23 protein-coding genes are annotated in these 25,302 nt (G+C 70.5%); 17 read left to right on the top strand and 6 right to left on the bottom strand.

Annotated elements, in window-relative coordinates:
• Positions 1-19: 19 nt before the first annotated feature.
• Positions 20-4,030, bottom strand: a complete 4,011-nt coding sequence (hrpA, locus tag MIAR_RS12340; protein WP_285636292.1) for an ATP-dependent RNA helicase HrpA — start codon at positions 4,028-4,030, stop codon at positions 20-22.
• A gap of 106 nt (positions 4,031-4,136) precedes the next feature.
• Entirely contained in the window at positions 4,137-4,922 is a 786-nt protein-coding gene (locus MIAR_RS12335) for an SDR family NAD(P)-dependent oxidoreductase (RefSeq protein ID WP_285636289.1), read from the bottom strand.
• A 168-nt stretch (positions 4,923-5,090) separates the two neighbouring features.
• Between MIAR_RS12335 and MIAR_RS12330 the strand changes: the two genes are divergently transcribed.
• The 9 genes from MIAR_RS12330 (at position 5,091) to MIAR_RS12290 (ending at position 14,198) form a co-directional block, all read left to right on the top strand.
• Positions 5,091-5,693 carry a TetR family transcriptional regulator gene (locus MIAR_RS12330; protein WP_285636286.1) on the top strand — a complete coding sequence of 201 codons (603 nt, stop codon included), beginning with the start codon at positions 5,091-5,093 and terminating at the stop codon, positions 5,691-5,693.
• Positions 5,694-5,719: 26 nt separating this feature from the next.
• Positions 5,720-6,652, top strand: coding sequence for a nucleoside hydrolase (locus MIAR_RS12325; protein ID WP_285636283.1), 933 nt, complete (start codon positions 5,720-5,722; stop codon positions 6,650-6,652).
• A 62-nt stretch (positions 6,653-6,714) separates the two neighbouring features.
• Positions 6,715-7,551, top strand: coding sequence for an aldo/keto reductase (locus MIAR_RS12320; RefSeq protein WP_285636280.1), 837 nt, complete (start codon positions 6,715-6,717; stop codon positions 7,549-7,551).
• 110 nt (positions 7,552-7,661) lie between these two features.
• The gene (gene msuE / locus MIAR_RS12315; RefSeq protein WP_285636277.1) at positions 7,662-8,234 is read left to right on the top strand and encodes an FMN reductase; all 573 of its coding nucleotides are present in this window, start codon (positions 7,662-7,664) and stop codon (positions 8,232-8,234) included.
• Positions 8,235-8,274: 40 nt separating this feature from the next.
• On the top strand, positions 8,275-10,110 hold the full coding sequence (locus tag MIAR_RS12310; protein WP_285636275.1) for a thioredoxin domain-containing protein: 1,836 nt from the start codon (positions 8,275-8,277) through the stop codon (positions 10,108-10,110).
• A gap of 259 nt (positions 10,111-10,369) precedes the next feature.
• On the top strand, positions 10,370-11,284 hold the full coding sequence (locus MIAR_RS12305) for a hypothetical protein (RefSeq protein ID WP_285636272.1): 915 nt from the start codon (positions 10,370-10,372) through the stop codon (positions 11,282-11,284).
• The gene (locus MIAR_RS12300; RefSeq protein ID WP_285636268.1) at positions 11,281-11,628 is read left to right on the top strand and encodes a GntR family transcriptional regulator; all 348 of its coding nucleotides are present in this window, start codon (positions 11,281-11,283) and stop codon (positions 11,626-11,628) included. The genes MIAR_RS12305 and MIAR_RS12300 overlap by 4 nt, the downstream gene beginning before the upstream one ends.
• 172 nt (positions 11,629-11,800) lie before the next feature.
• Positions 11,801-13,216: an amino acid permease gene (locus MIAR_RS12295; protein ID WP_285636265.1), complete on the top strand. Its 1,416-nt coding sequence runs from the start codon at positions 11,801-11,803 to the stop codon at positions 13,214-13,216.
• 58 nt (positions 13,217-13,274) lie between these two features.
• Positions 13,275-14,198 carry a DUF808 family protein gene (locus MIAR_RS12290; protein WP_285636262.1) on the top strand — a complete coding sequence of 308 codons (924 nt, stop codon included), beginning with the start codon at positions 13,275-13,277 and terminating at the stop codon, positions 14,196-14,198.
• 12 nt (positions 14,199-14,210) lie between these two features.
• Here the strand turns inward: MIAR_RS12290 and MIAR_RS12285 are convergent, their stop codons facing one another.
• Both MIAR_RS12285 and MIAR_RS12280 read right to left on the bottom strand, forming a co-directional pair.
• Entirely contained in the window at positions 14,211-14,429 is a 219-nt protein-coding gene (locus tag MIAR_RS12285) for a hypothetical protein (protein ID WP_285636260.1), read from the bottom strand.
• Positions 14,430-14,432: 3 nt separating this feature from the next.
• Positions 14,433-15,998, bottom strand: coding sequence for a dolichyl-phosphate-mannose--protein mannosyltransferase (locus tag MIAR_RS12280; RefSeq protein ID WP_285636257.1), 1,566 nt, complete (start codon positions 15,996-15,998; stop codon positions 14,433-14,435).
• A gap of 48 nt (positions 15,999-16,046) precedes the next feature.
• Here MIAR_RS12280 and rsmI point away from each other — a divergent pair, with 48 nt between their 5' ends.
• A complete protein-coding gene (gene rsmI / locus MIAR_RS12275; RefSeq protein WP_285636254.1) occupies positions 16,047-16,862 on the top strand; it encodes a 16S rRNA (cytidine(1402)-2'-O)-methyltransferase in 816 nt (271 codons plus the stop codon).
• Positions 16,859-17,467 carry a class I SAM-dependent methyltransferase gene (locus MIAR_RS12270; protein ID WP_285636252.1) on the top strand — a complete coding sequence of 203 codons (609 nt, stop codon included), beginning with the start codon at positions 16,859-16,861 and terminating at the stop codon, positions 17,465-17,467. The genes rsmI and MIAR_RS12270 overlap by 4 nt, the downstream gene beginning before the upstream one ends.
• Here the strand turns inward: MIAR_RS12270 and MIAR_RS12265 are convergent.
• Positions 17,424-17,750 carry a hypothetical protein gene (locus MIAR_RS12265; protein WP_285636249.1) on the bottom strand — a complete coding sequence of 109 codons (327 nt, stop codon included), beginning with the start codon at positions 17,748-17,750 and terminating at the stop codon, positions 17,424-17,426. The two genes, MIAR_RS12270 and MIAR_RS12265, sit on opposite strands and share 44 nt — an antisense overlap.
• A gap of 270 nt (positions 17,751-18,020) precedes the next feature.
• Here MIAR_RS12265 and metG point away from each other — a divergent pair, with 270 nt between their 5' ends.
• The 3 genes from metG to MIAR_RS12250 are packed head-to-tail and all read left to right on the top strand — an operon-like array spanning position 18,021 to position 21,076.
• On the top strand, positions 18,021-19,598 hold the full coding sequence (gene metG, locus MIAR_RS12260; protein WP_285636247.1) for a methionine--tRNA ligase: 1,578 nt from the start codon (positions 18,021-18,023) through the stop codon (positions 19,596-19,598).
• Positions 19,599-19,601: 3 nt separating this feature from the next.
• Positions 19,602-20,477, top strand: coding sequence for a TatD family hydrolase (locus tag MIAR_RS12255; RefSeq protein WP_285636246.1), 876 nt, complete (start codon positions 19,602-19,604; stop codon positions 20,475-20,477).
• 14 nt (positions 20,478-20,491) lie between these two features.
• On the top strand, positions 20,492-21,076 hold the full coding sequence (locus MIAR_RS12250; RefSeq protein ID WP_285638509.1) for a GNAT family N-acetyltransferase: 585 nt from the start codon (positions 20,492-20,494) through the stop codon (positions 21,074-21,076).
• On the opposite strand, the gene MIAR_RS12245 is transcribed toward MIAR_RS12250, so the two are convergent.
• On the bottom strand, positions 21,070-22,380 hold the full coding sequence (locus tag MIAR_RS12245) for an MFS transporter (protein ID WP_285636244.1): 1,311 nt from the start codon (positions 22,378-22,380) through the stop codon (positions 21,070-21,072). The genes MIAR_RS12250 and MIAR_RS12245 overlap by 7 nt on opposite strands.
• 46 nt (positions 22,381-22,426) lie before the next feature.
• Between MIAR_RS12245 and rsmA the strand changes: the two genes are divergently transcribed.
• The 3 genes from rsmA to MIAR_RS12230 are packed head-to-tail and all read left to right on the top strand — an operon-like array spanning position 22,427 to position 25,289.
• Positions 22,427-23,275 carry a 16S rRNA (adenine(1518)-N(6)/adenine(1519)-N(6))-dimethyltransferase RsmA gene (gene rsmA, locus MIAR_RS12240; protein ID WP_285636242.1) on the top strand — a complete coding sequence of 283 codons (849 nt, stop codon included), beginning with the start codon at positions 22,427-22,429 and terminating at the stop codon, positions 23,273-23,275.
• Between the two features lie 9 nt (positions 23,276-23,284).
• Positions 23,285-24,349: an L-glyceraldehyde 3-phosphate reductase gene (gene mgrA / locus MIAR_RS12235; RefSeq protein WP_285636239.1), complete on the top strand. Its 1,065-nt coding sequence runs from the start codon at positions 23,285-23,287 to the stop codon at positions 24,347-24,349.
• 7 nt (positions 24,350-24,356) lie between these two features.
• Positions 24,357-25,289, top strand: coding sequence for a 4-(cytidine 5'-diphospho)-2-C-methyl-D-erythritol kinase (locus MIAR_RS12230; protein WP_285636236.1), 933 nt, complete (start codon positions 24,357-24,359; stop codon positions 25,287-25,289).
• Positions 25,290-25,302: the final 13 nt, after the last annotated feature.

The following is a 25,302-nucleotide window of genomic DNA, read 5'->3' as shown; positions in this document are numbered from 1 at the left end:
GGGCGACGGCGGCGATCTCTCAGCGAGCCGAGAGCGCTTTCATGATCCGCTGCGGTGAGACGGGCTGCGCGGTGCCCAGGCGCTGCGCGAACACGCTCACCCGGTACTCCTCGAGAAGCCAGCGCACCTCCACGAGGGCGGCCGGCGCGTCGGATGCGAGCGGGATCGTGCCGCCGGCGTCCTCGAAGGCCTTCGCCATGCGCTCGTACTCGGTCATACGGGCGCGGTCCTTGCCCGGCTCGTTCGCGAGCGTCTTCAGCCTGTCCAGCATCCCGTCGAGGTAGCGGGGAAGATGTGCGAGCCGCTCCACCCCCGTGGCGGAGATGAAGCCGGGGCGGATGAGGCCGCTCAGCTGGGAGCGGATGTCGTTCAGCGGGCCGAGCAGCGCGAGCGAGTTCTGCGACTTGATGCCGCGCTCCACGTCGCGACTCTTCGTCAGGATGCGGGCGACCAGCGACACGCACGCGAACAGGCTGTCCACGAGGGCGGCGTTGACGGCATCCCGCACCCGCCGGAACTCGGCCTCGGTGCGGATGAGTCCGCCGGGCACCTCGGCCTCGATGAGCCCGCGCACGACGGCTGTGCGGGCGTCCTCGATCAGTGCAGCCACGTTCTGATACGGCGATGCGGCGAGCGCCAGCTTCTCCGCCGAGGTGAGGTGGTTCTGCACGTACGACGCGGGGGAGGGGACGTTCAGCAGCACCAGACGCAGCACCCCGTCGCGGGTGGCGGATGCCGCGGCATCCACCGTCGCCTCCAGGCGCACCGACACGGTCGAGCCGCGGTCCACGATCGCGGGGTAGCCGCGCACCACACCACCTGCGACCTTCGTGTCGAGGACGTCGGGCAGGTCCCCGAAGGTCCAGTCCGTCAGGTCGTCGCGCTCGATCGGACCGCGGGCGGATGCTGCGGCGACGGACGCGGCATCGGGCTTGCGTGCGCCCTTCGCCGGCGCATCCGGACGCGCGATCGAGCGCGCGACGCTCTGCCGCGAACGGTCCGAGAGCCGCTGCTGCAGGGACGCCAGATCCCGGTCGGAGCCCACGACGCGCCCGCGCTCGTCGACCGCGCGGAAGTTCATCCGCAGGTGCCCCGGCACACGATCGTCCTCGAAGTCCGATGCCGCGACGCGCTGGTTCGCGATCGGCTGGATCAGCCGGGCCAGCGACTCCTTGAGCGAGCGCTCGGGCACGCCGGCGTGGTTCTCGGGGCCGTCCTGGGCGAGCTGCTCGCCCAGCTTCGCGGCCCAGTCCGCGGCAGGCACGACATGGCGGCGGACCGCCTTCGGCAGCGCGCGGAGCAGGGCGGTGATGAGCTCGTCGCGCAGGCCGGGCACCTGCCAGTCGAAGCCGGTGTCGCGGATCTGCTGCAGCAGGGCGAGCGGAAGCACCACGCTCACACCGTCGTCCTCCGCCCCCGGCTCGAAGCGGTAGGCGAGGCCCAGCACCTGGTCGCCCTGCGTCCAGCGGGTGGGGAACTCGGACTGGTCGGCGCGGTCCTCGTCCTCGAGCAGGTCGCTCTCGCGCATGACGAGCAGCTTCGGCGTGGACGCGAGGGCGTCGCGCCACCACTTCTCGAAGGAGCGCACGTCGAACACCTCGTGCGGGATGCGCTGGTCGTAGAAGGCGAACACGGTCTCGTCGCCGGCGAGGATGTCCCGGCGGCGCTCGCGCTCCTCCAGCTTCTCCAGACGGCGGCGCAGTTCGGCGTTCGCGCGCCAGAAGGCGCTGACCCTCTTGTCGATGCGCGACGGATCCCACTCGCCCTCGACCAGAGCGTGGCGTAGGAACAGCTCGCGGGCGCCCGCGCGGTCGATGCGCGCGAACTGCACGCGCCTCCGGGGGATGATCTCCACGCCGAACAGCGTCACCTTCTCGAACGCGACCGCGGCGCCGGCATCCTTCGACCAGTGCGGCTCGGTGACCTGCCGCTTGGCGAGGTCGCCGGCGAGTGACTCCGCCCAGGCGGGGTCGATCGCCGCGACCGTGCGCGCGAACGTGCGCGAGGTCTCCACGATCTCGGCGGCCATCACGGCCTGCGGAGCCTTCTTGCGCAGACCCGAGCCGGGGAAGATGGAGAAACGGATGCCGCGGGCGCCGCGGTACTCCGCGATGCGGCGCTTCTCGCCCTTCTTCGGCTTGTCCTTGTTGGCGCTGCCGGCTGCAGTTCGCTCATCCAGGATGCCGATCTGCGAGAGCAGGCCGGCGAGGACCGCGCGGTGCAGGGCATCCGCGTCGGCGGGCGCGGCACCCGCGTCGGCGGTGTCCTTGGGCGCCTTCACGAGTGTGCGCAACTGGCGGTGGACGTCGAACCACTCGCGCACGCGCACGTAGTTCAGGTGCTCGCTGCGGCACATCCGGCGGAACGCGCTGGAGCCGAGCTCCCTCTGCTGCTCGCGCAGGTGGTTCCACAGCTTCAGCAGCGAGAGGAAGTCGCTGGTCGGGTCGGCGAAGCGCGCGTGCATGCGGTCGGCCTCGTCCCGCACCGACTGCGGAGCATCCGCTGAGGGGCGCTCGCGCACGTCCTGGATGGACAGGCCGGCGACGATCGGCATGACGTCGCGCAGCACGCCGGAGCCCGCGGCGGCGCCGGCGACCAGCATCCGCGCGAACCGCGGATCCATCGGCATCCGGGAGATCTCCCGACCGATCCTCGTGAGGCGGGGCGCTGCGCCACGGGTCACGTCGACCGCACCGATCTCGGTGAGCAGGTCGAGGGCGGACTTGACGCCGCGCGAGTCCGGGGGAGTGAGGAACGGGAACTCGGTGATATCGCCGAAGCCGAGCGAGAGCATCTGCAGCACGACCGAGGCCAGCGAGGTGCGCAGGATCTCGGGCTCGGTGAACTCCGGGCGCTTCTCGAAGTCGTCCTCGCCGTAGAGGCGGATCGCGATGCCGTCGCTGGTGCGCCCCGCGCGGCCCGAGCGCTGGTTCGCGGATGCCTGCGACACCGCCTCGATGGGCAGGCGCTGCACCTTGGAGCGTGCGCTGTACCGCGAGATGCGGGCCGTACCGGTGTCGATCACGTACTTGATGCCGGGCACCGTGAGGCTGGTCTCGGCGACGTTCGTGGCCAGCACCACCCGGCGGCGCAGCCCCGCGACGGTCGAGCGCTCGAACACGCGATGCTGCTCGGCCGCGGACAGGCGCCCGTACAGGGGCAGCACCTCGACAGGCGCGGCCTGTGAGCGATACGCGCCGCGGACGGCCTCGGCGGCATCCCGGATCTCGGCCTCGCCGGGCAGGAACACCAGCACGTCGCCGGGCGCCTCGCGATCCAGCTCGCGCAGCGCCGCGACGATGGCCGTGACCTCGTCCTCCGGCTCCGCGCCGTTCGCACCAGAACTCCGGAGATTCTTGGCCGAACCCCGGCTCGCGGCCCGGTCTCCGCTGGTTTCGTCGGATTCCTCCGGAGTCGTGGCGTCGTCCACCAGCGGCCGGTATCGGATCTCGACGGGGTAGGTCCGGCCGGACACCTCGATGATCGGAGCGGGGTCGCCGGCGGCATCCGAGAAGTGCGCAGCGAAGCTCTGCGGGTCGATGGTCGCCGAGGTGATGATCACCTTGAGGTCGGGTCGCTCGGGGAGGATGCGGTGCAGGTATCCCAGCAGGAAGTCGACGTTGAGCGAGCGCTCGTGCGCCTCGTCGATGATGATCGTGTCGTAGCGACGCAGCAACCGATCGCGGTGGATCTCGTTCAGCAGGATGCCGTCGGTCATCAGCGCGATGCGCGTGGCATCCGACACCTGGTCCGTGAACCGCACCTTGTAGCCGACCAGGTCGCCCAGCTCGACGTGCAGCTCCTCGGCGACACGCTCGGCGATGGTGCGTGCTGCGAGCCGTCTCGGCTGGGTGTGAGCGATGCGCTCCCGGCCCAACTCCAGGCAGATCTTCGGAAGCTGCGTGGTCTTTCCCGAGCCTGTGGCGCCGGCCACGATCACCACCTGATGGTCGCGGATCGCGTCGGCGATCTCCCCGCGGGCTGCGGAGACCGGCAGCTCCGGGGGATACACGATGACGGGCGAGGACATAGCCCTCCAGCCTAACGCGCCCTTCGTCTCGCTGCGCTCGCTCAGGAACCGGCTTGAGCACCGGTCCCCGAGCGAGGAGCGCAGCGACGAGACGAGGGGGAGCGGATCAGAAGTGCGTTCCGCCGTCGATGCGCACCTCGGTGCCGGTGATGAAGGCGCCGTCGGCGCTGGCCAGCATCGCGACGACGCCGGCGACCGACTCGGGGCCCGCGAAGCCCTGGCCGATGGCCGGGGCGAGCTTCATGAACAGGCTCATGTCGGCGTCTTCGGGAAGGCCGGGACCGACGCTCTGCCTGCTCTGGCCGGATCCGTCGGTCATGCCGGACGAGATCGAGCCCGGCTGCACGGACGTGAAGCGGATGCCGCGCTTCGCGTACTCGGCGGCGAGGGCGTGGGTCATCGACTGCACGCCGCCCTTGCTGGCCGCGTACGCCGCCATGTAGGGGTGCGCGAACATCGCGGAGGTGGAGCTGAAGTTCACCACCGCGGAGTCGGTGCCCTCGAGGAGGGCGGGGATCGCCTCCCGGATCATCAGGAACGTCCCGACCAGGTTCACCTGGATGACCTGCTGGAACTGGTCGAGGGTCGTCTGGTCGGTGTGCGAGGACCGCAGGATGCCCGCGGCGTTGACCAGCACGTCCAGGCCGCCCAGTGCGTCGACGGCTGCGGACACCCCGGCCTTGACCGATGCCTCGTCGCCGATGTTGACCTCGACGGTGGTGAGGCGCTCGGCGTCGGCGCCGGCCTTCTCGACCGTGTCGGCGAGGCCCGCGGCGCTGACGTCAGCGGCGACGACACGGCCGCCCTCCGACAGCATCCGCAGCACGGTGGCCTGGCCGATGCCGGAGCCGCCTCCGGTGACGAGTGCGCGGCGACCTTCGTAGCGGTTCATGATGATTCCTTCCTCGGCGGGTCCAGGATCGGGTCCGTCATCTTGATCGGGCACCCCCGGCGGGTCCGGGATCGGATCCGTCATGATGCTCATTGCCTTAAGTGGCACAACGTGCCATGTTGGCATTCAACGGACAGATTGTCCAACTATTCCCGTACGCTCGGAACCATGGACGAGGAACCGGGCCTGCGTGCCCGCCGCAGGGCGCAGACACGGCACGACATCGCCGCTGCGGCCGCCGCGCTGTTCGCCCGACAGGGAGTCGCGCAGGTGACGGCCGCGCAGATCGCGGACGCGGCGGGCGTCTCGCTGCGCACCTTCTACCGCTACTTCGACACGAAGGAGCAGGCCGTCGCCCCGGTGCTCGAGATCGGGGCCGCGCGGTGGCAGGAGCTGCTCGCCTCCGCCGACGGCGAGGCCCGCGCCGCGATCTCGGCGGCGATCGACGAGGTGCTGACCGTCGACGGACCTGATGCCGCCGAGCAGATGCTCGGCATCCGGCCGCTCCTGCGCGCACTGACCGACGACACCGAGCTGCGGGCCGTGTGGCATCGGGTGAATCACGACTCCGAGGAGCTCATCTGCGGCATCATCGCCGAGCACGAGGGATGGGCATCCGATCGGCTCCGCGCGCGGCTGCTCGCCGTCGCCGCCACCGACGCGATCCGCATCGGGCTGGAGGAGTGGGCGGCATCCGAGGCCGGCACGACCGGCGCCGGTTCGCCGGCGCAGCTGGCGCGGCTCGCGTTCGACGTCCTCGCGCCGCGATAGAGGTCCAGGCCGGGATACTGGATGCCATGCCCATTCCCGTGATCCTCGACTGCGACCCCGGCCACGACGACGTCTTCGCGATCTGGCTCGCCGCCGCGAACCCCGCGATCGACCTGCGCGCCGTCACGACGGTCGGGGGCAACGGCCTACTGGAGCACACCACGCTGAACGCGCGCGTCGCGCTCACCGTCGCGGGTGTCGACGGTGTTCCGGTCGCGCGCGGCGCGGCCGGCCCTCTCTCCGGTTCCCTGCACCCCGCCGAGGACATCCACGGCGCCAACGCGCTGGGTGGGCCCGTGCTCCCCGAGCCGACCGTGCCGCTCGACGAGCGGGACGCGCAGACGCTCATGCGCGATGTGATCGCGGCATCCGAGGTCCCCGTCACGATCGTCGCGACCGGGCCGCTGACGAACATCGGCCTGCTGGTGCGCGACCACCCCGACCTGATCCCCGGCATCGCGCGGGTGATCTGGATGGGCGGCTCCACGACGCGAGGCAACGCGACGCCCTACGCGGAGTTCAACGCCCTGACCGACCCGGAGGCCATCGCACTGGTTCTCGACAGCGGTGTGGATTTCACCATGGTCGGGCTGAACATCACGCATCAGGCGCTCGTCACCCGCGAGGTGCGCGAGCGCATCGGTCGGATCGGGACCCGCACGGCGGCGTTCGGCTCGGAGCTGCTGGAGTTCTTCTGCTCCACATACGAGGTGACGCAGGGCATGCCCGACGGGCCGCTGCACGACCCGATCACCGTGGCGATGCTCATCGACCCGGCCGTGGCGACCACGGTGCGCTCTCACCTCGACATCGAGGTCGACGGGACCCACACCCGCGGTGCGACGAGCGTGGACCTGATCGACGCACTGGGCGCGGAACCCAACGCGACCATCGCGATGGACCTCGACCCGGACCGCTTCTGGGCGCTCGTCGAGGAGGCGGTCGCCGCGCTCGCCTGAGGCCGCGGCATCGGGCGGACTCCGTCATCGCACCTGTCATCACAACCACGTACGCTGGAGCCATGACGACTCCCACGGTTGAATTCAACGACGGACACAGCATTCCCCAGCTCGGCTACGGCGTCTTCAAGGTGCCGGCCGACGAGGCCGAGCGCGCGGTCAGCCAGGCCCTCGAGGCCGGCTACCGTCACATCGACACCGCGGCCATCTACGGAAACGAGGAGGGCGTCGGCGCCGCCATCGCGAAGAGCGGCATCGCTCGCTCGGAGCTGTTCATCACCACCAAGCTGTGGAATGACCGCCACCACGGCGACGAGCCCGACAAGGCCATCGCCGAGAGCCTCGAGAAGCTGGGTCTCGAGCAGGTCGACCTGTACCTGGTGCACTGGCCCACGCCGGCCAAGGACGACTACGTGCACGCCTGGGAGAAGATGATCGGCATCCGCGAGCGCGGCCTCGCCCGCTCGATCGGCGTCTCGAACCACCTCGTCCCGCACCTGGAGCGCATCGTCGAGGCGACCGGCGTCGTCCCCGCCGTGAACCAGATCGAGCTGCACCCCGCCTACCAGCAGCGCGAGATCACCGACTGGGCCGCCGCGCACGGCGTGCTCATCGAGTCGTGGGGTCCGCTCGGCCAGGGCAAGTACGACCTGTTCGGCGCGGATGCGGTGGCATCGGCTGCTGCGGCCACCGGGCGCACCCCTGCCCAGGTCGTGCTGCGCTGGCACCTGCAGAAGGGCTTCATCGTCTTCCCGAAGTCGGTGCGCCCCGAGCGGATGGCCGAGAACATCGACGTGTTCGACTTCGAGCTGACCGATGCGCAGATCGCCGCGATCGACGCCATGGACCCGGGCGACGGCTCGGGCCGCGTCAGCGCCCACCCGGACGAGGTCAACTGACCTCCTCCCGCTGTCCCCGGCCGCCCGCCGGATGACGCCATGTTTCGACTGCATGACGCCCCGTGTCGCTTCCCGTGACGCGGGGCGTTCTGCTCACTACCGTCGGAGGCATGCCAGCCCGCTACCGCGTCGTCGCCGTCTCCGGATCCCTGCACGAGCCCAGCAAGACCACTGCTCTGCTGCGCGCCATCGCGGACGCGGTGGCGGAGCGGATCGACGTGGACGTGCGCATCATCGAGCTCACCGAGATCGGGCCCGGGCTCGCCGGTGCTCTGCGGCGCGACGACCTGCCTCCCGCGGTGGAGGCGCAGCTGCAGGCGATCGAGGAGGCCGACCTGCTCATCGTGGGGAGCCCGGTCTATCGCGCCTCGTTCACCGGGCTGTTCAAGCATCTGTTCGACTTCATCGGCCAGTACGCCCTGGTCGGCAAGCCCGTGCTGCTGGCCGCCACCGGCGGCGGTGAACGGCACGCCCTGATCCTCGAGCACCAGCTGCGACCGCTGTTCGCCTTCTTCCAGGCGCTCACCCTGCCGCTGGGCGTGTACGCCAGCAACACCGACTTCGACGGCTACGAGATCCGGTCGCCGCAGATCCTCGACCGCATCGCGCTCGCCGCCGAGAGGGCGCTGCCGCTGGTCGGATTCGCGCCGGTCGCCGACCCGCGCGCGCTCGCCGCGTTCTGACCGGCCCGCGGTCCGGGGCCCGCGGCGTACCGTGGGTGCCATGACCAACCGGCTCGCCGATACCCTCAGCCCCTATCTGCGCGCGCACGCCGAGAACCCGGTGGACTGGCGACCGTGGAGCACCGAGGCGTTCGACGAGGCCGTGCGCCGCGATGTGCCGCTGCTGATCTCGATCGGTTACTCCACCTGCCACTGGTGCCACGTCATGGCGCGCGAGTCCTTCTCCGATGCGGCCACGGCCGCGCAGATCAACGAGGGCTTCGTGGCCGTGAAGATCGATCGCGAGGAGTATCCGGAGGTCGATGCGGCGTTCATGGCTGCGGCATCCGCGTTCACGCAGAACCTCGGCTGGCCACTGACCGTGTTCACCACGCCGCAGGGCGCAACGTTCTACGCCGGCACCTACTGGCCGCCGGAGGCGCGCGGCGGAACGCCGGCCTTCCGCGACGTGCTGACGGCCGTGCGCGAGGCGTGGACGGATCGGCACGACGAGGTGCTCGCCTCGGCGGATGCCGTGGCCGACGCGCTGCGGGCAGCCGCGCAGGCGCCGGAGTCGCAGCTCCCCGACGTCAGTGCGCTGCGCGCCGCGGCTGGCACGATCACCGAGCGGGAGGACCGCCTGTTCGGCGGCTTCGGCGGCGCACCGAAGTTCCCGATGGCCACGACGCTGCGTTTCCTGCAGCATCCGGCGGGAGACGGAACGGAAGCCGTGGATCGAGCGCTCACGGCGATGGCCGGGTCCGAGCTGAGGGACCCCGTCGACGGCGGGTTCTTCCGGTACGCGACCCAGCGGGACTGGACCGTGCCGCACTACGAGCGGATGCTGACCGACAACGCGCAGCTGCTGGAGGTGGCGCTGGACGCCGGGCGGTCGGACATCGCAGCAGGAATCGCGGGCTTCCTGCTGAACGTGCTGCGACGCGACGGCGGTGCGTTCGGCGCGGCGCAGGACTCCGAGTCGTGGATCGACGGCGAGCGCAGCGAGGGCGGCTACTACCGCCGGGACGCGGCGGGTCGCGAAGGCCTCGAGGCGCCGGCGGTGGACGGGAAGGTGCTGACCGGCTGGAACGGCCTCGTGATCGGGGCGCTCGCCCGGGCAGGCGCCCGGCTGGGGGAGGCCTCGTGGGTCGACGCGGCCGCGGGGGCTGCCGTGCACGTGCTGAGAGTGAACCGTTCGGCGGCAGGGGACCTCGTCCGGTCGTCGCTGGACGGCGTCGCGGCGGATGCCGTGGCGACATCCGCCGATCTCGGTCTGCTCGCCGACGGGCTGTTCGCGCTGGCGCTCGCGACCGGCGACACGGCCTGGGCGTCGCGCGCGCTCGAGGTGCTGGGAACGAAGGCCGCATCGGATCCGGTGCTCGCCGGCCAGGGCATCGTGCGGGGCGCCGAGGACGGCGACGGCGATCTCCCCTCGGGGCCCGCGGCCCTGGCATCCGCTCATCTCACCGCCTGGCGGCTGGGCGCCGGCGAGGCGCACCGTGCGCAGGCCGAGCAGCTCGTGGCGAGCGTCGCGGGCCGCGCCCTGCAGCATCCGATCGCCCACGGCGCCATCCTGCGCGTCGCGGCGGGTCTCGCTCAGCCGCCGCGGCAGGTCGTGGCCGTCGTCGCGTCGCGCGACGGCGCCCTCGCGGACGCGGCGCGCGCGACGGATGCGGATGTGTTGACCGTGGTGAGTCCGGCGCAGGCGGCGGCGTTCGCGGATGCCGGATTCATGCTGTTCGAGGGCAAGGACGCTGCCGACGGGCTGGTCTACGACTGCCGGGACTTCGTGTGCCGGCTGCCGACCTCGGATCCCGCCGCCCTTCGTCTCGCTCCGCGGCTCCTGAGCGAGCGCAGCGAGACGAAGGGCGCGCAGGAACCGGGCTCCGGGCGCTGAGGAACCGAGCTCCGGGCGCTGACCCCGGTGCGAGGTCGCGCAACCGGCCCCGCCCGGCACTCCAGCCCGCCGACCAGGCCGGCCCGCCGAGCCCACTCGAGAACAGGAGGATTGCCGAGAACAGGATGATTGCCGCCTGATCGGTCCTGTCTTCAGCAATCGGCCTGTTCTCGGATGCGGGCACGATCGCGTGTATCAGAAGGTTGCTACACGCTGCACCTTTCGTGTACTTTCTCGGTAGTACACGAAAGGTGGGGTCATGGCAGGCTTCGCAGTCAATCTCTATGCGCTCGGCGTCGTCGTCGCCGTCGTCATCGTGTGGGTCATCACCCACCGGCGACGCACGGCTCGGATGCCCGAGCACATCGTGCCGGTGGTCGCAGCCTCCCGCCGCCGGGCACTGCTCGCCATCGCCTGCGCGCTCGTGGTCTTCTTCGCGGTGGCGGTCGGCGGCCTGAGCATCCCTGGACTGCTGGGCTGGCCGTTCGCCGCCGCGTCCACGGTCGCCGGCGCTGCCGGGCTGCTGCTGTACGCCCTCACACCGCCGCGCGTCGCCGAGGTGCCTGTCGGGGCGTCCCGCTCGGCGGGACTGGAGCGCCGCTCCTGGCTGACGGTGATCCCGAAGGGGTGGCTGCACGGCTTCGCTGAGCTCGGCGCGGTGTTCGTCGCCGTCGTCGCGTTCTGCGGACTCACCGCGGTTGCGGATGATCAAGGCCGATCCCGGGCGATCGGATTCGGCGACCAGGGCGTGTCCAGCCTCGCCAGCCCGTATCCGGGCTGGTTCTACGGGATTCCCGCGCTCGTCGGGCTCGGCGTGCTCGCCGCAGCGGTGGTCCTGGCGCTGCATCGCATCGGCTCGGCGGCGGCGTTCCCCGCACCCGAAGACGCGAACGCCGACGTGCAGTGGAGGCAGGCGTCGGCGTCCGTCATCCTCAAGCTGGCGATGGGGGCCATGCTGTTCACACTCGGCGGGATCATGCTGATGGCGGGCACCACGATGGGCAACGCCGTCATCGAGGACGTGACGCCCGTGGTCTGGTCGGTCATCAGCAATGCGATGTCTATCCTGGGCGTCCTGTTCCTCGTCCTCAGCCTGATCAGCGTGACCCTCGCGGCGCTCACCGCCTTCACGATCGGCGAGAGGCTCACCCGCGCTCCGGAGCCGGTGCGATGATCACGGTCGACCCCTCCGGTCCCCTCGCGCCGTTCGAGCAGATCCGCTCGCAGCTGGCCGACGGCATCCGCTCCGGCGAGCTCGCCGACGGCCACCGGCTGCCGTCGATCCGTCAGTTGGCGGGCGACCTGCGAGTCGCCGCCGGCACCGTCGCGAAGGCCTACGCGCTGCTCGAGGAGGAGGGTCTCGTCGAGACCAGCCGCGCCCGCGGCACCCGGGTACGGGCCGGGCACGCCTATCCGCAGGCCGTGCGGGCCGCCGCGCAGGCCTTCGTCGCGGCATCCGCCGGGCTCAGCCTCGATGAGGCGCTCGGTGCCGTCCGCGCGGCATGGCACACCGTCTGACCCACCCGTCCGCTTCGCATTCTGATCAGCGCGGGTGGGCAGGTATGCTCCGCGACGCGCAAGGTGCGCGTCGAGCGCGGCGCAGATTGCTTCCGACCGCACATCGTTCTAATGTGGCCGTTCGGAGCGAGCGGCTGTCGGAGTCGTGGCGCCATCGGACGAGGAGGTCCCCATGACCGAGGTTCCCGCGATCACGACGACGACGCAGGGGCTGCATCCCGGCCTCACGCGTCGGCAGATCTCGATGATGGGCCTCGGCGGCGCGATCGGCGCCGGCCTGTTCGTGGGATCGGGCGAGGCGATCAGCATCGCCGGCCCCGCCGTGCTCGTGTCGTACCTGGTCGCCGGCACGATCGTCATCCTGGTGATGTCGATGCTCGCCGAGATGGTGGCCGCGCGGCCCAGTTCGGGCGCCTTCAGCTCGTTCGCGCAGCGCGCCATGGGACGCAGCGCCGGTAGTGCGGTGGGCTGGCTGTACTGGATCCAGCTGGTCGTGGTGATCGCTGCGGAGGCGACAGGGGCGGCCGGCATCGTGCAGGGCTGGACTCCCGGATTCCCCGCCTGGGCGTGGGTGCTCGTTTTCGTCGCCGCGCTGACCGCGGTGAACCTGTTCGGCGTGCGCAATTACGGCCGGTTCGAGTTCTGGTTCGCGGCGATCAAGGTCTTCGCGATCATCGCGTTCCTCATCGTGGGCGCCTGCGCCATCCTCGGACTCATCCCGAACGTCCCGGCAGTCGGTGTCGGCAACCTCGTCGCCCACGGAGGTTTCGCGCCGCACGGCATCACCGGCATCGCGGCCGCACTGCTCATCGTGGTGTTCGCCTTCGGCGGGACCGAGGTCGTGGCGATCGCCGCCGCCGAGTCCGACGACCCCGCGAACAACATCCGCCGCATCGTGCGCGAGGTGATGGTGCGCATCCTGATCTTCTACATGGGCTCGATCTTCGTGATCGTCGCCGTGCTGCCGTGGGACGCGAAAGATGTGAAGGCCGGCCCGTTCTCGGCGGTCCTCGCCACCCTGCACCTGCCCGGGGTCGACCTGCTGATGTCGGCGATCGTGGTGCTGGCGCTGCTGTCGGCCATGAACGCCAACATCTACGGCGCCTCCCGCATGGTGTACTCGCTGGGTGAGCGCGGCCTGGCGCCCCTCGCGGCGATCCGCACCAGTGCGAAGGGCGTGCCGTACGTGGCGGTGCTGGCCTCCGTCGCCTTCGGGTTCGTCTCGGTGATCATCAACTGGGCCATCCCGCAGGATGTGCTCACCCTGCTGCTGAACATCGTCGGTTCGACGGTCCTCGTCATCTGGACGGCCACGGCCATCTCGCAGATCATCCTGCGCCGGCGCGCGGACCGCGACGGCGAGGCGATGCCGATGCGCATGTGGGGCTTCCCGGTGCTGTCCTGGGCGTGCCTGGTGCTGCTGGCCGTGATCATCGCGCTGGCGATGATCGACCAGAAGGCCCGTCTTCAGCTGCTGCTGACGATCGGGCTGACTGCGGTGCTGCTGGTGGTCGCACGACTGACCCGCGGCTCCTCCCGCCCCGGCGTGCCGAGGGCGCTGACGGAGCAGCATCCGCCGACCCGGTAGCCTTGCCAGTCGAACCGGCACGACCGCCGGCCACCCACACGATCCCCAGGGGGACCGCATGTCCGTAGGCCTGCTCGCCGTCGTCGACGACATCCTCAGCGCTGCCGTCAAGGCATCCGCGAAGGCGGCCGGCGTCGTCATCGACGATGCCGCCGTCACACCGCAGTACGTGCAGGGGCTCACCCCAGCGCGCGAGCTGCCGGTGGTCGGCAAGATCGCCCTCGGGTCGATCGCGAACAAGTTCATCGTGATCATCCCCATCGCGCTGCTGCTCACCGCGTTCGCGCCGGGGGTGCTTCCGTACCTGCTCATCGTCGGCGGCACGTACCTCTGCTTCGAGGGCGCCGAGAAGGTGCTGGAGTGGTTCGGATTCGGCCACGGCCACGGCGATGAGGGGGAGCGCGACGAGAACCGGCTGGTCTGGGGAGCGATCCGCACCGACCTGATCCTCTCCACCGAGATCATGCTCATCTCGCTGGCGAGCCTGGACAAGAACCTCGGCATCTGGCAGACGCTCGGCGTGCTGGCGGTCATCGCGCTGATCATGACCGGCGTGGTGTACGGCGCCGTCGCCCTGCTGGTGAAGATCGACGACATCGGGCTCGGCATGGCGAAGAGCCCGGTACGCCGGGTGCGCCACACCGGGGCGCGGATCGCGCGCTCCATGCCGGCGGTGTTCCGCGTGATCAGCGTGGTCGGCACCGTGGCGATGCTCTGGGTGGGCGGTCACCTCGCGATCGTGAACCTCGGCGAGGTCGGCCTGCACTGGCCGGCCGACCTGCTGCACGGCGTGGACGAGCTACTCGCCCCGCTGGGCGCGGTCGTCGCCTGGGTCGGCGACACGGCGGTGTCGGCGGTCGCCGGTCTTCTGCTCGGCCTGGTGGTCGTCGGCGTCGTGCTCGGCGTCGGGCGGATGCTGGGGAAGAAGCCGCGCCTGGACGAGGGTCACCGTGCGCCGGAGGACGCGTCCGCCGCGCACTGAGCGCTGCCCGGCTCAGGACTGATTGCGCGGATGCCGGCGGGCGGCGCGCTCGTTGCCGCGCTGGTAGTTCCCGGTCAGGCGCGCCATCAGCAGCTGGGGATCCTCGGCGTCGATCCGCGCCAGGAAGTCGGCCGCCCTCGCACCCCGGAGGGTGGCCGCGCGGATGCCGTGATGCAGGATCACGACCTCATCGCCGCGGACCAGATGCTCGAAGCCGTGAGGTGCGGACATGGCTCAGATCCAGCCCGGCAGCCAGTTGTGGATGAGCCAGAACTCGTAGGGCACGCTCATGCCCGTCCACACCGGGTAGTAGAACACCGACACCAGCACGACGACGCACAGATACACGACGACCGTGCGCTGACCGGCCTGCCGGCGGTGCAGTGGAGCATCCTTCCGGCCTGCGAGCTCTCGCAGTGCGACCGCGAGCCCGATCACAAGGAACGGCACCATCGCGATCGTGTAGAACTGGAAGATCGTGCGGTTGCCGACCAGCAGCCACGGCACGTACGTCGCGACCAGTCCCACCAGCGGGAGGGTCAGGGCGGGGCCGACGGGCTTGCGCTCAATGAGCCCGCGCACGAACCGGTACAGCAGGTACAGCGCGGCGGCGATGCTCGCGTACCAGATCAGCGGGTTCGGCACCGAGGAGATCACCGCGATGCAGTGGTCGGTGCCGCAGCCCGTCGGCTTGTCGCCGACCCAGATCGCGGTCGGTCGCAGCAGGAACGGCCACTGCCACGCCGGGCTCGCGTACGGGTGCGGGCTGTGCAGCCCGACGTGGAACGTGAGGATCGCCTCGTGGTACTTCCACAGGGCGACCAGCGGATCGGCATCCGCCTGCCGGCCGTACCCGCCCGAGGTGACCAGCCATCCCGTCCAGGCCACCAGGTAGGTCGCCAGTGCAGGGCCCACCGAGAGGACGAAGGAGGCCGCGCCCTGCCGGAACACGGCATCCGTCGGCCACAGCGCGACGCCCGCCCGTCGCCGCGCGAGCGCATCGGTGACGACCACGTACAGACCGAAGGCGGCCAGCGCGTACACGCCCGACCACTTGACCGCCGCGGATGCCCCGAAGGCGACGCCGGCTGCGATCAGCCACGGTCGCGCCCACAGCACCGGGCCGTTCATCAGCGGCGGATCGTCGGGATCGCGGCCTGAGCCGATCATCGCCAGCAGCGGCATCGTGCGCCGCCGGTCCAGCAGCACGAAGAGCACGCCCAGCATGACGAAGAAGGCGAGGATGCCGTCCAGCAGCGCGATGCGGCTCATCACGATCCCGAGCCCGTCGATCGCGAGCAGTCCGCCGGCGATCGCGGCGACCGTGCGGGACCGGGTCAGCAGCAGCGCGATCAGGTACACCAGCAGCACGGTCAGCGTGCCCAGGATCGCGGTCGTCAGCCGCCAGCCCAGACTGGAACCAGGGCCGAATGCGGCGATACCCAGCGCGATGATCCACTTGCCCAGCGGCGGATGCACCACGAACGAACCCGCGGTCTGCATCGCGGAGTCGTCGCCGGTCAGCAGATGCGCATCGGCGTTGTCACCCCATTTCGCCTCGTAGCCCAGGTTCCACAGCGACCAGGCGTCCTTGACGTAGTACGTCTCGTCGAACATGATCTGGTGCGGATGGGCGAGGTTCACCAGTCGCAGCACGCCGGCGAGCAGCGTGATCAGCAGCGGCGTGAGCCAGCCCAGCATCCGCGCCGTCGAAGGGTTCCCCATCGCGCGGTCGCGCAGCCGCTCCCAGAGCGTCGCACGATCGTCCAGCGGCGGCAGCAGGGATGCGGGCGATGTCACCTGATCAGCCTAGGCAATCCCGTCCGTCCACCCGCATAAGCTGATCGGGTGATCATCCTGGCGGCGACCCCGATCGGCAACCTCGGCGATGCGTCCCGGCGCCTGATCGAGGTTCTCGAGAACGCCGAGATCGTCGCCGCCGAGGACACCCGCACCACGCAGCGGCTGCTGCAGGCGCTGAAGATCGACAACCGGCCGCGGCTGATCGCCCTGCACGACCACAACGAGAAGCACAAGGCCGCTGAGCTCGCCGCGCTTGCGGAGGAGCAGGACATCGTTGTCGTCAGCGATGCCGGGATGCCCGCAGTGAGCGACCCCGGCTACGGGCTGGTGGCCGCCGCCGTGGAGCGGGGCGTGACGGTGACCGCCATCCCCGGGCCGAGTGCGGTGCTGATGGCGCTGGCGATCTCCGGACTCCCCACCGACCGCTTCACCTTCGAGGGCTTCCTGCCGCGCAAGCCGGGGGAGCGGCGCTCGACCCTGTCGGCGCTCGCCTCCGAGCCCCGCACCATGGTGTTCTTCGAGTCGCCGTCGCGCCTCGCCTCCTCGCTCGCTGACATGGGCGCCGCCTTCGGCGCCGACCGGCGCATCGCAGTGTGCCGCGAGCTCACCAAGTTCTACGAGGAGGTGCGCCGGGGCACGGCATCCGAGCTCGCGGAGTGGGCCGAGCAGGGCGTGAAGGGCGAGATCGTCGTGGTCGTGTCGGGAGCGACGCCCGTCGCCGTCTCCGCCGAGGCCGCCGTCGCCCAGGTGCAGGCACTGGTGGCATCCGGCATCCGGCTCAAGGACGCCTGCGCCGAGGTCGCCGCAGCGACCGGCCTGAGCTCCCGCGACCTCTACCAGGCCGCCCTCGCCGCCCGATGAGCGACGTCATCGGGGGTGCGTACGACGCGAGGGCCGCGGAGTACATCGCGCTCATCGGCGAGGTGGATCAGCTCGCAGAACGGGATCGCGAGGAGATCGGCCGATGGGCGGATGCCGTTCCCGGGCGCATCCTCGACGCCGGTTGCGGACCGGGCCTGTGGACGCGGTTCCTGCACGATCGCGGGCACGAGGTCCTCGGCATCGACCTCTCCGATCAGTTCATCGCGCACGCGCGGGCGCGGAACCCGCACCTCGAGTTCCTGCACGGATCGTTCGAGCGGGTTCCGCTGCCGGATGCCTCGCTCGGCGGGATCCTCGCCTGGTACTCGCTGATCCACACGCCGCCCGAGCAGCTCCCCGCGATCCTCGCCGAGTTCGCCCGCGTGCTCGTCCCCGGTGGCAGCATCCTGATCGGCTTCTTCGACGGCGTCTCGCGCGAGCCCTTCCCGCACGCCGTCACGACCGCGTACTTCTGGAGCGCCGAGTCCCTGGCTGCGCTCCTCGAAGGTGCGGGTTTCACGGTCACAGCCGTCGAGCGTCGCGGTCGAATGCCCGATGAGGTCAGCGCACGCCCGCACGGCGCAGTGACAGCAGCACGATTCTGATCACCGCGAGGGTGAACAGCGCCACGCAGACCGCAGCGATGAGGATCGCACCGGGCATCCCCACTGCGGGACCGAGCGCGCAGCTGCCCGCGTCCGAACCGGGATGCGGATCCTCGCACCGCCCGACCTGCACGCCGAACGTGAGGATCGCGATGACGGGCGCCACGATCACCAGCACGATCCACAGCCACAGCGCCGTCCGCTCCCCGGCATCCATGCCCACAGCATCCCACCCGCGTGCGCTTCCTGCGGAGATGTGCACCAGGAGCGGCCGAATCGTCACCTTCCGTCCGCGCGTAGTGCACTTCTCCGCGCGAGCTGCCCACCTTCTCACCCCCTCCGCACGCCGAGGGCAGCCCGGCCAGAGCGTCTGCCCCCACGAACAGGGCAGGAGGACGTTCCCGGAGCGAGCATCGGGGAGGGACCCGCGCAGCGGGAGGGGCACCCGCTCTGCGAGCGCAGGGAACGTCCGGATGCCCGCGTCCGGCCCCCGGCCTCCGCACAGCAGGTCACACGACAATCCCGCTCCCGCTTCCCGCCTAGAATCGATCCCATGCCCGCAGGCGAGTCTTTCTACATCACCACGCCGATCTACTACCCCAGCGACGTGCCGCACATCGGCCACGGCTACACGTCCGTCGCCGTGGACACTCTTGCGCGCTGGCACCGCCAGGCGGGGGACGACACCTGGATGCTGACCGGCACCGACGAGCACGGTCAGAAGATGCTCCGCGCCGCCGCGGCGAACAACGTCACCCCGCAGGAGTGGGTCGACAAGCTGGTCGGCGAGAGCTGGTTCCCGCTGCTGAAGACCCTCGACGTCGCGAACGACGACTTCATCCGCACCACGCAGGAGCGGCACGAGAAGAACGTGCAGGTGTTCTTCCAGAAGCTGTACGACGCGGGCTACATCTACGCGGGCGAGTACGAGGCGCTGTACTGCGTGGGCTGTGAGGAGTTCAAGCCCGAGTCGGAGATCGTCGACGGCACCGGTCCCTTCGAGGGCCTGAAGGTCTGCGCGATCCACTCCAAGCCGCTCGAGCTGCTGCAGGAGAAGAACTACTTCTTCAAGCTCAGCGAGTTCCAGGACCGCCTGCTAGAGCTCTACAAGACCGAGCCCGACTTCGTGCGCCCCGACTCGGCGCGCAACGAGGTCGTGTCGTTCGCCAGCCAGGGGCTGAAGGACCTGTCGATCTCGCGCTCCACGTTCGACTGGGGCATTCCGCTGCCCTGGGACGAGTCGCACGTCATCTACGTGTGGGTCGACGCCCTGCTCAACTACGTCACCGCCGTCGGCTACGGCTCCGACGAGTCGACCTTCGACCGGCGCTGGCCGGCGTACCATGTCGTCGGCAAGGACATCCTGCGCTTCCACGCCGTGATCTGGCCCGCGCTGCTGATGGCGGCGGGGCTCGAGGTGCCCAAGGGCGTCTTCGCGCACGGCTGGCTGCTGGTCGGCGGCGAGAAGATGTCGAAGTCCAAGCTCACCGGCATCGCGCCCACCGAGATCACCGACGTGTTCGGCTCGGACGCGTACCGCTTCTACTTCCTCTCGGCGATCGCGTTCGGCCAGGACGGCTCGTTCTCGTGGGAGGACCTGTCGGCCCGCTACCAGGCAGAGCTCGCGAACGGCTTCGGGAACCTCGCGTCGCGCACGATCGCGATGATCGAGAAGTACTTCGATGGCGTCGTCCCGGAGGCATCCGACTACACCGACGCCGACCTCGCGATCCAGAAGACGGTCGCGGATGCCGCGTCGAAGGCGGATGCCGCGATCGGCCACTTCCGCATCGACGAGGCGATCCACTCGATCTGGACGATCGTGGACGCGCTGAACGGCTACATCACGGAGAACGAGCCGTGGGCGCTGGCGCGCGACGAGGCTCAGCGTGCGCGCCTCGGCACCGTGCTGTACACCTGCGCCGAGGGCCTGCGGGCGCTCGCCGTGCTGCTCTCGCCGGTCATGCCGCAGTCGACAGGCAAGCTGTGGGAGGCGCTGGGCGTCGAGGACTCCCTGGGTGCGCTCGCCGCGCAGCCGATCCGCGAGGCCGGTGCCTGGGGCGCGCTGAAGCCGGGCACCACCGTGTCGGCGCTCGCGCCGCTGTTCCCGCGCGTGGAGCAGACCGCGTAGAGCATGGCCGACACCTACGTGCGCGAGCGCTCCACGAAGGGGCGCAAGGACCTGAGCTACCCGGCGGCGCCGGAGCCGCTCACGGTCCCGGTGTACGACAACCACTGCCACCTGGAGATCACCGACGGCGTCGAACCGCTCTCGCTGCGCGAGCAGCTGGATCGGGCGGGCGCCGTCGGGATCGCCGGCGTCGTGCAGGCCTCCGGCGACATCGAGTCCTCGCGGTGGGCGGTGGATGCCGCGGCATCCGATCCGCGCGTGCTCGCGGCCGTCGCTATCCACCCGAACGACGCGCCGACCTACCAGCAGGACGGGCGCCTCGATGAGGCGATCGCGGTGATCGACGAGCTCGCGGCGCACCCGCGCACCCGGGCGATCGGCGAGACCGGGCTGGACTACTTCCGCACGGACGAACATGGCCGCCCCGCGCAGCACGAGTCCTTCGAGGCGCACATCGCGCTGGCGAAGAAGCACGGCATCGCCATGCAGATCCACGACCGCGACGCGCACGACGACGTGCTGGAGACCCTCGCCCGCGTCGGGGCGCCGGAGCGCACCGTGTTCCACTGCTTCTCTGGTGACGAGGCGATGGCCAGGACCGCGGCGGACGCCGGGTACTGGCTCTCCTTCGCGGGCAACATCACCTTCAAGAACGCGCAGAACCTGCGCGACGCGCTGCACGTGACGCCGCTGGATCGGATCCTGGTGGAGACGGATGCCCCCTTCCTGACGCCGGTGCCGCTGCGCGGTCGCCCCAACGCGCCGTATCTCGTTCCGCTGACCATGCGGTTCATGGCGGCCGAGCTCGAGATGGATGTCGACGAGCTCTGCGCGCAGGTCGCGGCGAACACGCTCGCCGTGTACGGCTCCTTCGAATGACGGGTGGGGATCGGATGCTCTTCCTCGATGAGATCACGCTCGAAGACGACCATGTGCGGCTCGAGCCGCTCAGTCACGAGCACACCGAGGATCTCGGCCGCGCCGCGGCGACCCTGGCGCACGCCTGGTACACGTCGGTCCCGACCGCCGAGGGCGTGCCGGCCGAGATCGACCGTCGCCTGGCCGCACGCGCGGCGGGCAGCATGAACCCGTTCGCCGTCCGGCGCCTCGGCAGCGGCGAGGTGATCGGCATGACCACGTTCTGCAGCATCGATCAGCCGAACCGTCGCGTCGAGATCGGCTACACGTGGATCGGCGCCCAGGCGCACGGCACCGAGGTCAACCCGGCGATGAAGCGGCTCATGCTCGCGCACGCCTTCGAGCGCTGCGATGCCATCGCCGTGTCCCTGATGACGCACTTCCACAACCGGCAGTCGCGGGCAGCCATCGAGCGCCTCGGCGCGAAGCTGGACGGCGTGCTGCGCAATCACCGCATCCTTCCGGACGGCTCGCTGCGCGACACGGTGGCGTACTCGATCCTGCCGCACGAGTGGCCGGCGGTCCGCAACGGGCTGGATGCCCGCCTGGCGCGCTACTGAGCGGCGTCGCCTGTCGGCGGCTCATCGGCCGGGGCGTCCTCGAGCACCGGCTTCGCCGCGGCGATGTGCGAGATCTGCCGCCACATCAGCAGGAGCGTGAGCGCAGCGCCGCCGAAGGCGAACCACCACGGTGCGGTCAGCCCCCACGCCTGCGCGATCAGCCCGCCGACGGCCTGCCCGATGACCATGCCGCCGAACACGCCCACCATGTTGACCGAGCCGACCCGGCCCTGCAGTTCGTGCGGCACGAGCCGCTGGCGCACGGTCGTGGAGATCGTGCCCCACACGAACGCGTAGGCGCCGAACCCGAACATGATCCCGAGCGCCACGACCCCGTTCGTGGTCAGCGCGAAGGACAGGTGCATCAGCACTTCGAGCGACAGGCAGATCTTCATCAGGGTGGCGAAGGACACGTGCCGCTCCAGCCATCCGAAGCTGAGCGTGGCGGCGAGGCCGCCCAGAGCGGATGCCGTGGTCAGCGCGCCGAAGCCGACCGGCCCCATCTTCAGATGCTCGGTCGCGTACAGGACCAGGATGCCCCAAGGGGCCGCCCAGGTGACGTTGAACGCCAGGATGATGATGATCAGCGTGCGCACGGGCTTGTTGCGCCACGCCCAGCCCACGCCCTCCGCGATGTCGTGCCCGACGTGCGACTTCCGGGGCGCTGATCCGGACGACGGGTCCGTGCTGGCCGACGAGCGCGGCGGCACCGGCTGCCGGGCGATCCGCGCCACCAGCAGCAGCGCCAGCGACACGGCAAGCACCTGCACCAGGAACGGCCAGAAGTGGCCGACCGCGAACAGGAAGGCGCCCAGCGGAGGCCCTGCCAGCTGGTTCGCCACCAGGAAGCCCGCCTGCAGACGGGCGTTGCCGATTCCCAGGTCGGCCGGCTTCACCATCATCGGCAGCAACGTGCTCGTGCTGGTGTCGGCGAAGACCTCCGCCGTGCCGTACAGGAACGACACCGCCAGCACGATGGCGATGTTCGCGGTGCCCGTCACCAGGAAGGCCACGAGCGCCAGCACGATCACGGCGCGGACGCCATGGGCGAGCATGACCAGCATCCGCCGCTCCACGCGATCCGCGATCGCGCCGGCGTGCAGACCGAACAGCAGCCACGGCAGGAACTGCAGCATGGCGCCGGAGGCGACCAGCACCGGCGACGAGGTCATCGAGGCGATCAGCAGCGGGGAGGCGGCGAGGGCGATGCCGTCGCCGATGTTGCTCGTCCACGCAGCCGACATCAGCCAGCGGAAGTCCCGGCCGAGCCGGCGCGGCGCGATGAGCTCTCCGAATGCGGTCACTCGCCCGATCCTAGGGGCGGGTCCGGACATACGCGAGAATGGATCCATGACCGTCTCCCTGCTCGGCGCCACCGAGATCCGCCGCCTCGCCGCCGAACTCGATGTGACCCCCACCAAGAAGCTCGGGCAGAACTTCGTGGTCGACGCCAACACCGTGCGCAAGATCGTGCAGGCCGCCGATGTCCAGGCGGGGGAGCGGGTCGTGGAGATCGGACCTGGGCTCGGGTCGCTGACCCTCGCGATCCTCGAGACCGGGGCGTCGGTGACCGCCGTCGAGATCGATCACAGGCTGGCCGAGCGCCTTCCGCAGACGGCCGCCGAGCGCGGTGTGCCCGACGGTGCGCTGACGGTGGTCGACGCCGACGCGATGCGCGTCACCGAGCTGCCCGGCGACCCGAGCGTGCTCGTCGCCAATCTCCCGTACAACGTGTCCGTGCCGGTGCTGCTGCACTTCCTGGAGACCTTCCCGCACCTGCAGCGCGGCGTGGTCATGGTGCAGGCGGAGGTCGCCGAGCGGCTCGCGGCGAAGCCCGGCTCGAAGATCTACGGTGCGCCCAGCGTGAAGGCGGCCTGGTACGGCCCGTGGCGGCTGACCGGTACCGTGTCGCGGCAGGTGTTCTGGCCGGTGCCGAACGTCGACAGCCTGCTGGTGGGCTTCCACCGCGACCCGGAGCCGCGCGGCGACGAGATCGAGCGCCGGCGCACCTTCGAGATCGTGGACGCCGCGTTCAACCAGCGTCGCAAGATGCTGCGCCAGGCCCTGTCCGGGATCTTCGGCAGCTCGGCGGCGGCATCCGCGGTCCTGGAGGCTGCCGGCGTCGCCCCCACTGCTCGCGGCGAGGACCTCACGGTCGATGATTACCACCGGATCGCGCGCGTCCAGCAGGACGGCTAGCCTGGCTGGGTGACCGATCCCCGCTTCCGTTCCGACGTTCCCGAGCTGCACCGGCCGTACACCGCGGCATCCGATCGCTATCAGCGATTCGAGTACCGCCAGGTCGGCTCCTCCGGCCTCTACCTGCCGCCGATCTCACTCGGCCTGTGGTGGAACTTCGGCGACAACATCCCGATGGACGCCCAGCGCGCCCTGCTGCGGCACGCGTTCGACAGCGGCATCACGCACTTCGACCTGGCGAACAACTACGGCCCGCCGTACGGATCGGCCGAGAAGAACTTCGGCCGCATCTTCGCCGAGGACCTCAAGCCCTACCGCGATGAGCTGATCATCTCGTCGAAGGCCGGCTACGACATGTGGCCCGGCCCGTACGGCGACCTGGGCAGCCGCAAGTACATCCTCGCCAGTGCGGAGCAGTCGCTCACCCGCATGGGGCTCGACTACGTCGACATCTTCTACTCGCACCGCGTCGACGCGGTCACGCCCGTCGAGGAGACGATCGGCGCACTGGACACCCTGGTGCGCCAGGGCAAGGCGCTCTACGTCGGCATCTCCTCGTACAGCGCGGAGCGCACGGAGGCGGCGCTCGCCGTCGCACGCGACCTGGGCACGCCGCTCGTGATCCACCAGCCGTCGTACTCGATCCTCAACCGCTGGGTGGAGGACGGGCTGACCGACACGCTCCGCGCGGAGGGGGTCGGCGCCATCGCGTTCACACCGCTCGCCCAGGGACTGCTGACCGGCAAGTACCTCGCCGACGGCACGGCCGAGCGGGCGCAGAAGCGCGGCTCGCTGCCGGATCGGCCGCTCTCCGATGAGGGGATCGCGGTGCTGCGCGGTCTCAACGACATCGCCGCGGAGCGCGGTCAGAGCCTCGCGCAGATGGCGCTGCAGTGGACTCTGCGCGACCCTGTGGTCGTGTCGGCGCTGATCGGCGCCTCGCGTCCGGAGCAGCTGGACGAGAACATCGCGGCCGTGGACGGCCCGGCCTTCACGGATGAGGAGCTCACCGCCATCGACGCCCTCGCGCACGGCATCGACGTCAACCTCTGGTCGATCTCGTCGGATCTGTGACGCGACCGTGAGCTTCGCCCGACATCCGGATGCCGTGCATGTGCGCGCGCCGGGGAAGATCAACGTCTACCTGGGCGTCGGCCCGCGTCATGACGACGGGTACCACGCTCTGGCGACGGTCTTCCAGGCGGTGTCGCTGTACGAGGACGTGTACGCCTCGGCATCCGACGGCTTCTCGATCGACGTCGTCGGCGACGTCGACATCTCCGGGGTGCCGCTGGACGATCGCAATCTCGCACTGCGCGCTGCCAAGCTGCTCGCGCAGACGGCCGGCGTGACGCAGGGCGTGCATCTGGACATCCGCAAGGGCGTGCCCGTCGCGGGTGGCATGGGAGGCGGCTCGGCGGATGCCGCGGCGGCGCTGGTCGCCTGCGACGCCCTGTGGGGGACCGAACTCGGCCCCCGCGGGCTGCACGAGCTGGCCGCGCGGCTCGGCGCCGACGTGCCCTTCGCGCTCCACGGCGGCACGGCGGTCGGCACCGGACGGGGCGACGTGCTGACGCCTGCCCTTGCGCGAGGCCGGTTCGACTGGGTGCTCGTGCTCAGCGACACGGGTCTGTCCACCCCCGAGGTGTACGGCAGGCTCGACGAGCTGCGCATGCACGGCGAGGCGCTCGCCGACGACCCCACCGAGCTGCTCGAAGTGCCCGTGGCGGTGCTGCAGGCCCTGCGGGCTGGAGACGCGACCGAGCTCGCGCCGGTGATGATGAACGACCTCGAGGCCGCGGCCGTCGTGGGTCGCCCCGACCTGGAGCTGACGCTCGCCGACGGTGTGCGCATGGGCGCGCTCACCGGCATCGTCTCCGGTTCGGGTCCGACCACGGCGTTCCTGTGCGGCGGGCCCGAGGCGGCGCGCGCCGTGCAGGACGAGCTGAAGGCCACGGGCCGCGAGGCGCTGCACGTGCACGGCCCGGTTCCGGGCGCTCAGATCATCGGCTGAGCCCGCCTCGGGC

Source organism: Microbacterium arabinogalactanolyticum (genome assembly GCF_030268005.1).
In the GTDB taxonomy this organism is placed as follows: domain Bacteria; phylum Actinomycetota; class Actinomycetes; order Actinomycetales; family Microbacteriaceae; genus Microbacterium; species Microbacterium arabinogalactanolyticum.
This window is presented reverse-complemented; position numbering and strand designations above follow the sequence as displayed.

Excerpts from the sequence above, each read along its gene's own strand:
- hrpA (WP_285636292.1), bottom strand. The coding sequence starts at position 4,030 with ATGTCCTCGCCCGTCATCGTGTATCCCCCGGAGCTGCCGGTCTCCGCA.
- MIAR_RS12335 (WP_285636289.1), bottom strand. The coding sequence starts at position 4,922 with ATGAACCGCTACGAAGGTCGCCGCGCACTCGTCACCGGAGGCGGCTCC.
- MIAR_RS12330 (WP_285636286.1), top strand. The coding sequence starts at position 5,091 with ATGGACGAGGAACCGGGCCTGCGTGCCCGCCGCAGGGCGCAGACACGG.
- MIAR_RS12325 (WP_285636283.1), top strand. The coding sequence starts at position 5,720 with ATGCCCATTCCCGTGATCCTCGACTGCGACCCCGGCCACGACGACGTC.
- MIAR_RS12320 (WP_285636280.1), top strand. The coding sequence starts at position 6,715 with ATGACGACTCCCACGGTTGAATTCAACGACGGACACAGCATTCCCCAG.
- msuE (WP_285636277.1), top strand. The coding sequence starts at position 7,662 with ATGCCAGCCCGCTACCGCGTCGTCGCCGTCTCCGGATCCCTGCACGAG.
- MIAR_RS12310 (WP_285636275.1), top strand. The coding sequence starts at position 8,275 with ATGACCAACCGGCTCGCCGATACCCTCAGCCCCTATCTGCGCGCGCAC.
- MIAR_RS12305 (WP_285636272.1), top strand. The coding sequence starts at position 10,370 with ATGGCAGGCTTCGCAGTCAATCTCTATGCGCTCGGCGTCGTCGTCGCC.
- MIAR_RS12300 (WP_285636268.1), top strand. The coding sequence starts at position 11,281 with ATGATCACGGTCGACCCCTCCGGTCCCCTCGCGCCGTTCGAGCAGATC.
- MIAR_RS12295 (WP_285636265.1), top strand. The coding sequence starts at position 11,801 with ATGACCGAGGTTCCCGCGATCACGACGACGACGCAGGGGCTGCATCCC.
- MIAR_RS12290 (WP_285636262.1), top strand. The coding sequence starts at position 13,275 with ATGTCCGTAGGCCTGCTCGCCGTCGTCGACGACATCCTCAGCGCTGCC.
- MIAR_RS12285 (WP_285636260.1), bottom strand. The coding sequence starts at position 14,429 with ATGTCCGCACCTCACGGCTTCGAGCATCTGGTCCGCGGCGATGAGGTC.
- MIAR_RS12270 (WP_285636252.1), top strand. The coding sequence starts at position 16,859 with ATGAGCGACGTCATCGGGGGTGCGTACGACGCGAGGGCCGCGGAGTAC.
- metG (WP_285636247.1), top strand. The coding sequence starts at position 18,021 with ATGCCCGCAGGCGAGTCTTTCTACATCACCACGCCGATCTACTACCCC.
- MIAR_RS12255 (WP_285636246.1), top strand. The coding sequence starts at position 19,602 with ATGGCCGACACCTACGTGCGCGAGCGCTCCACGAAGGGGCGCAAGGAC.
- MIAR_RS12250 (WP_285638509.1), top strand. The coding sequence starts at position 20,492 with ATGCTCTTCCTCGATGAGATCACGCTCGAAGACGACCATGTGCGGCTC.
- rsmA (WP_285636242.1), top strand. The coding sequence starts at position 22,427 with ATGACCGTCTCCCTGCTCGGCGCCACCGAGATCCGCCGCCTCGCCGCC.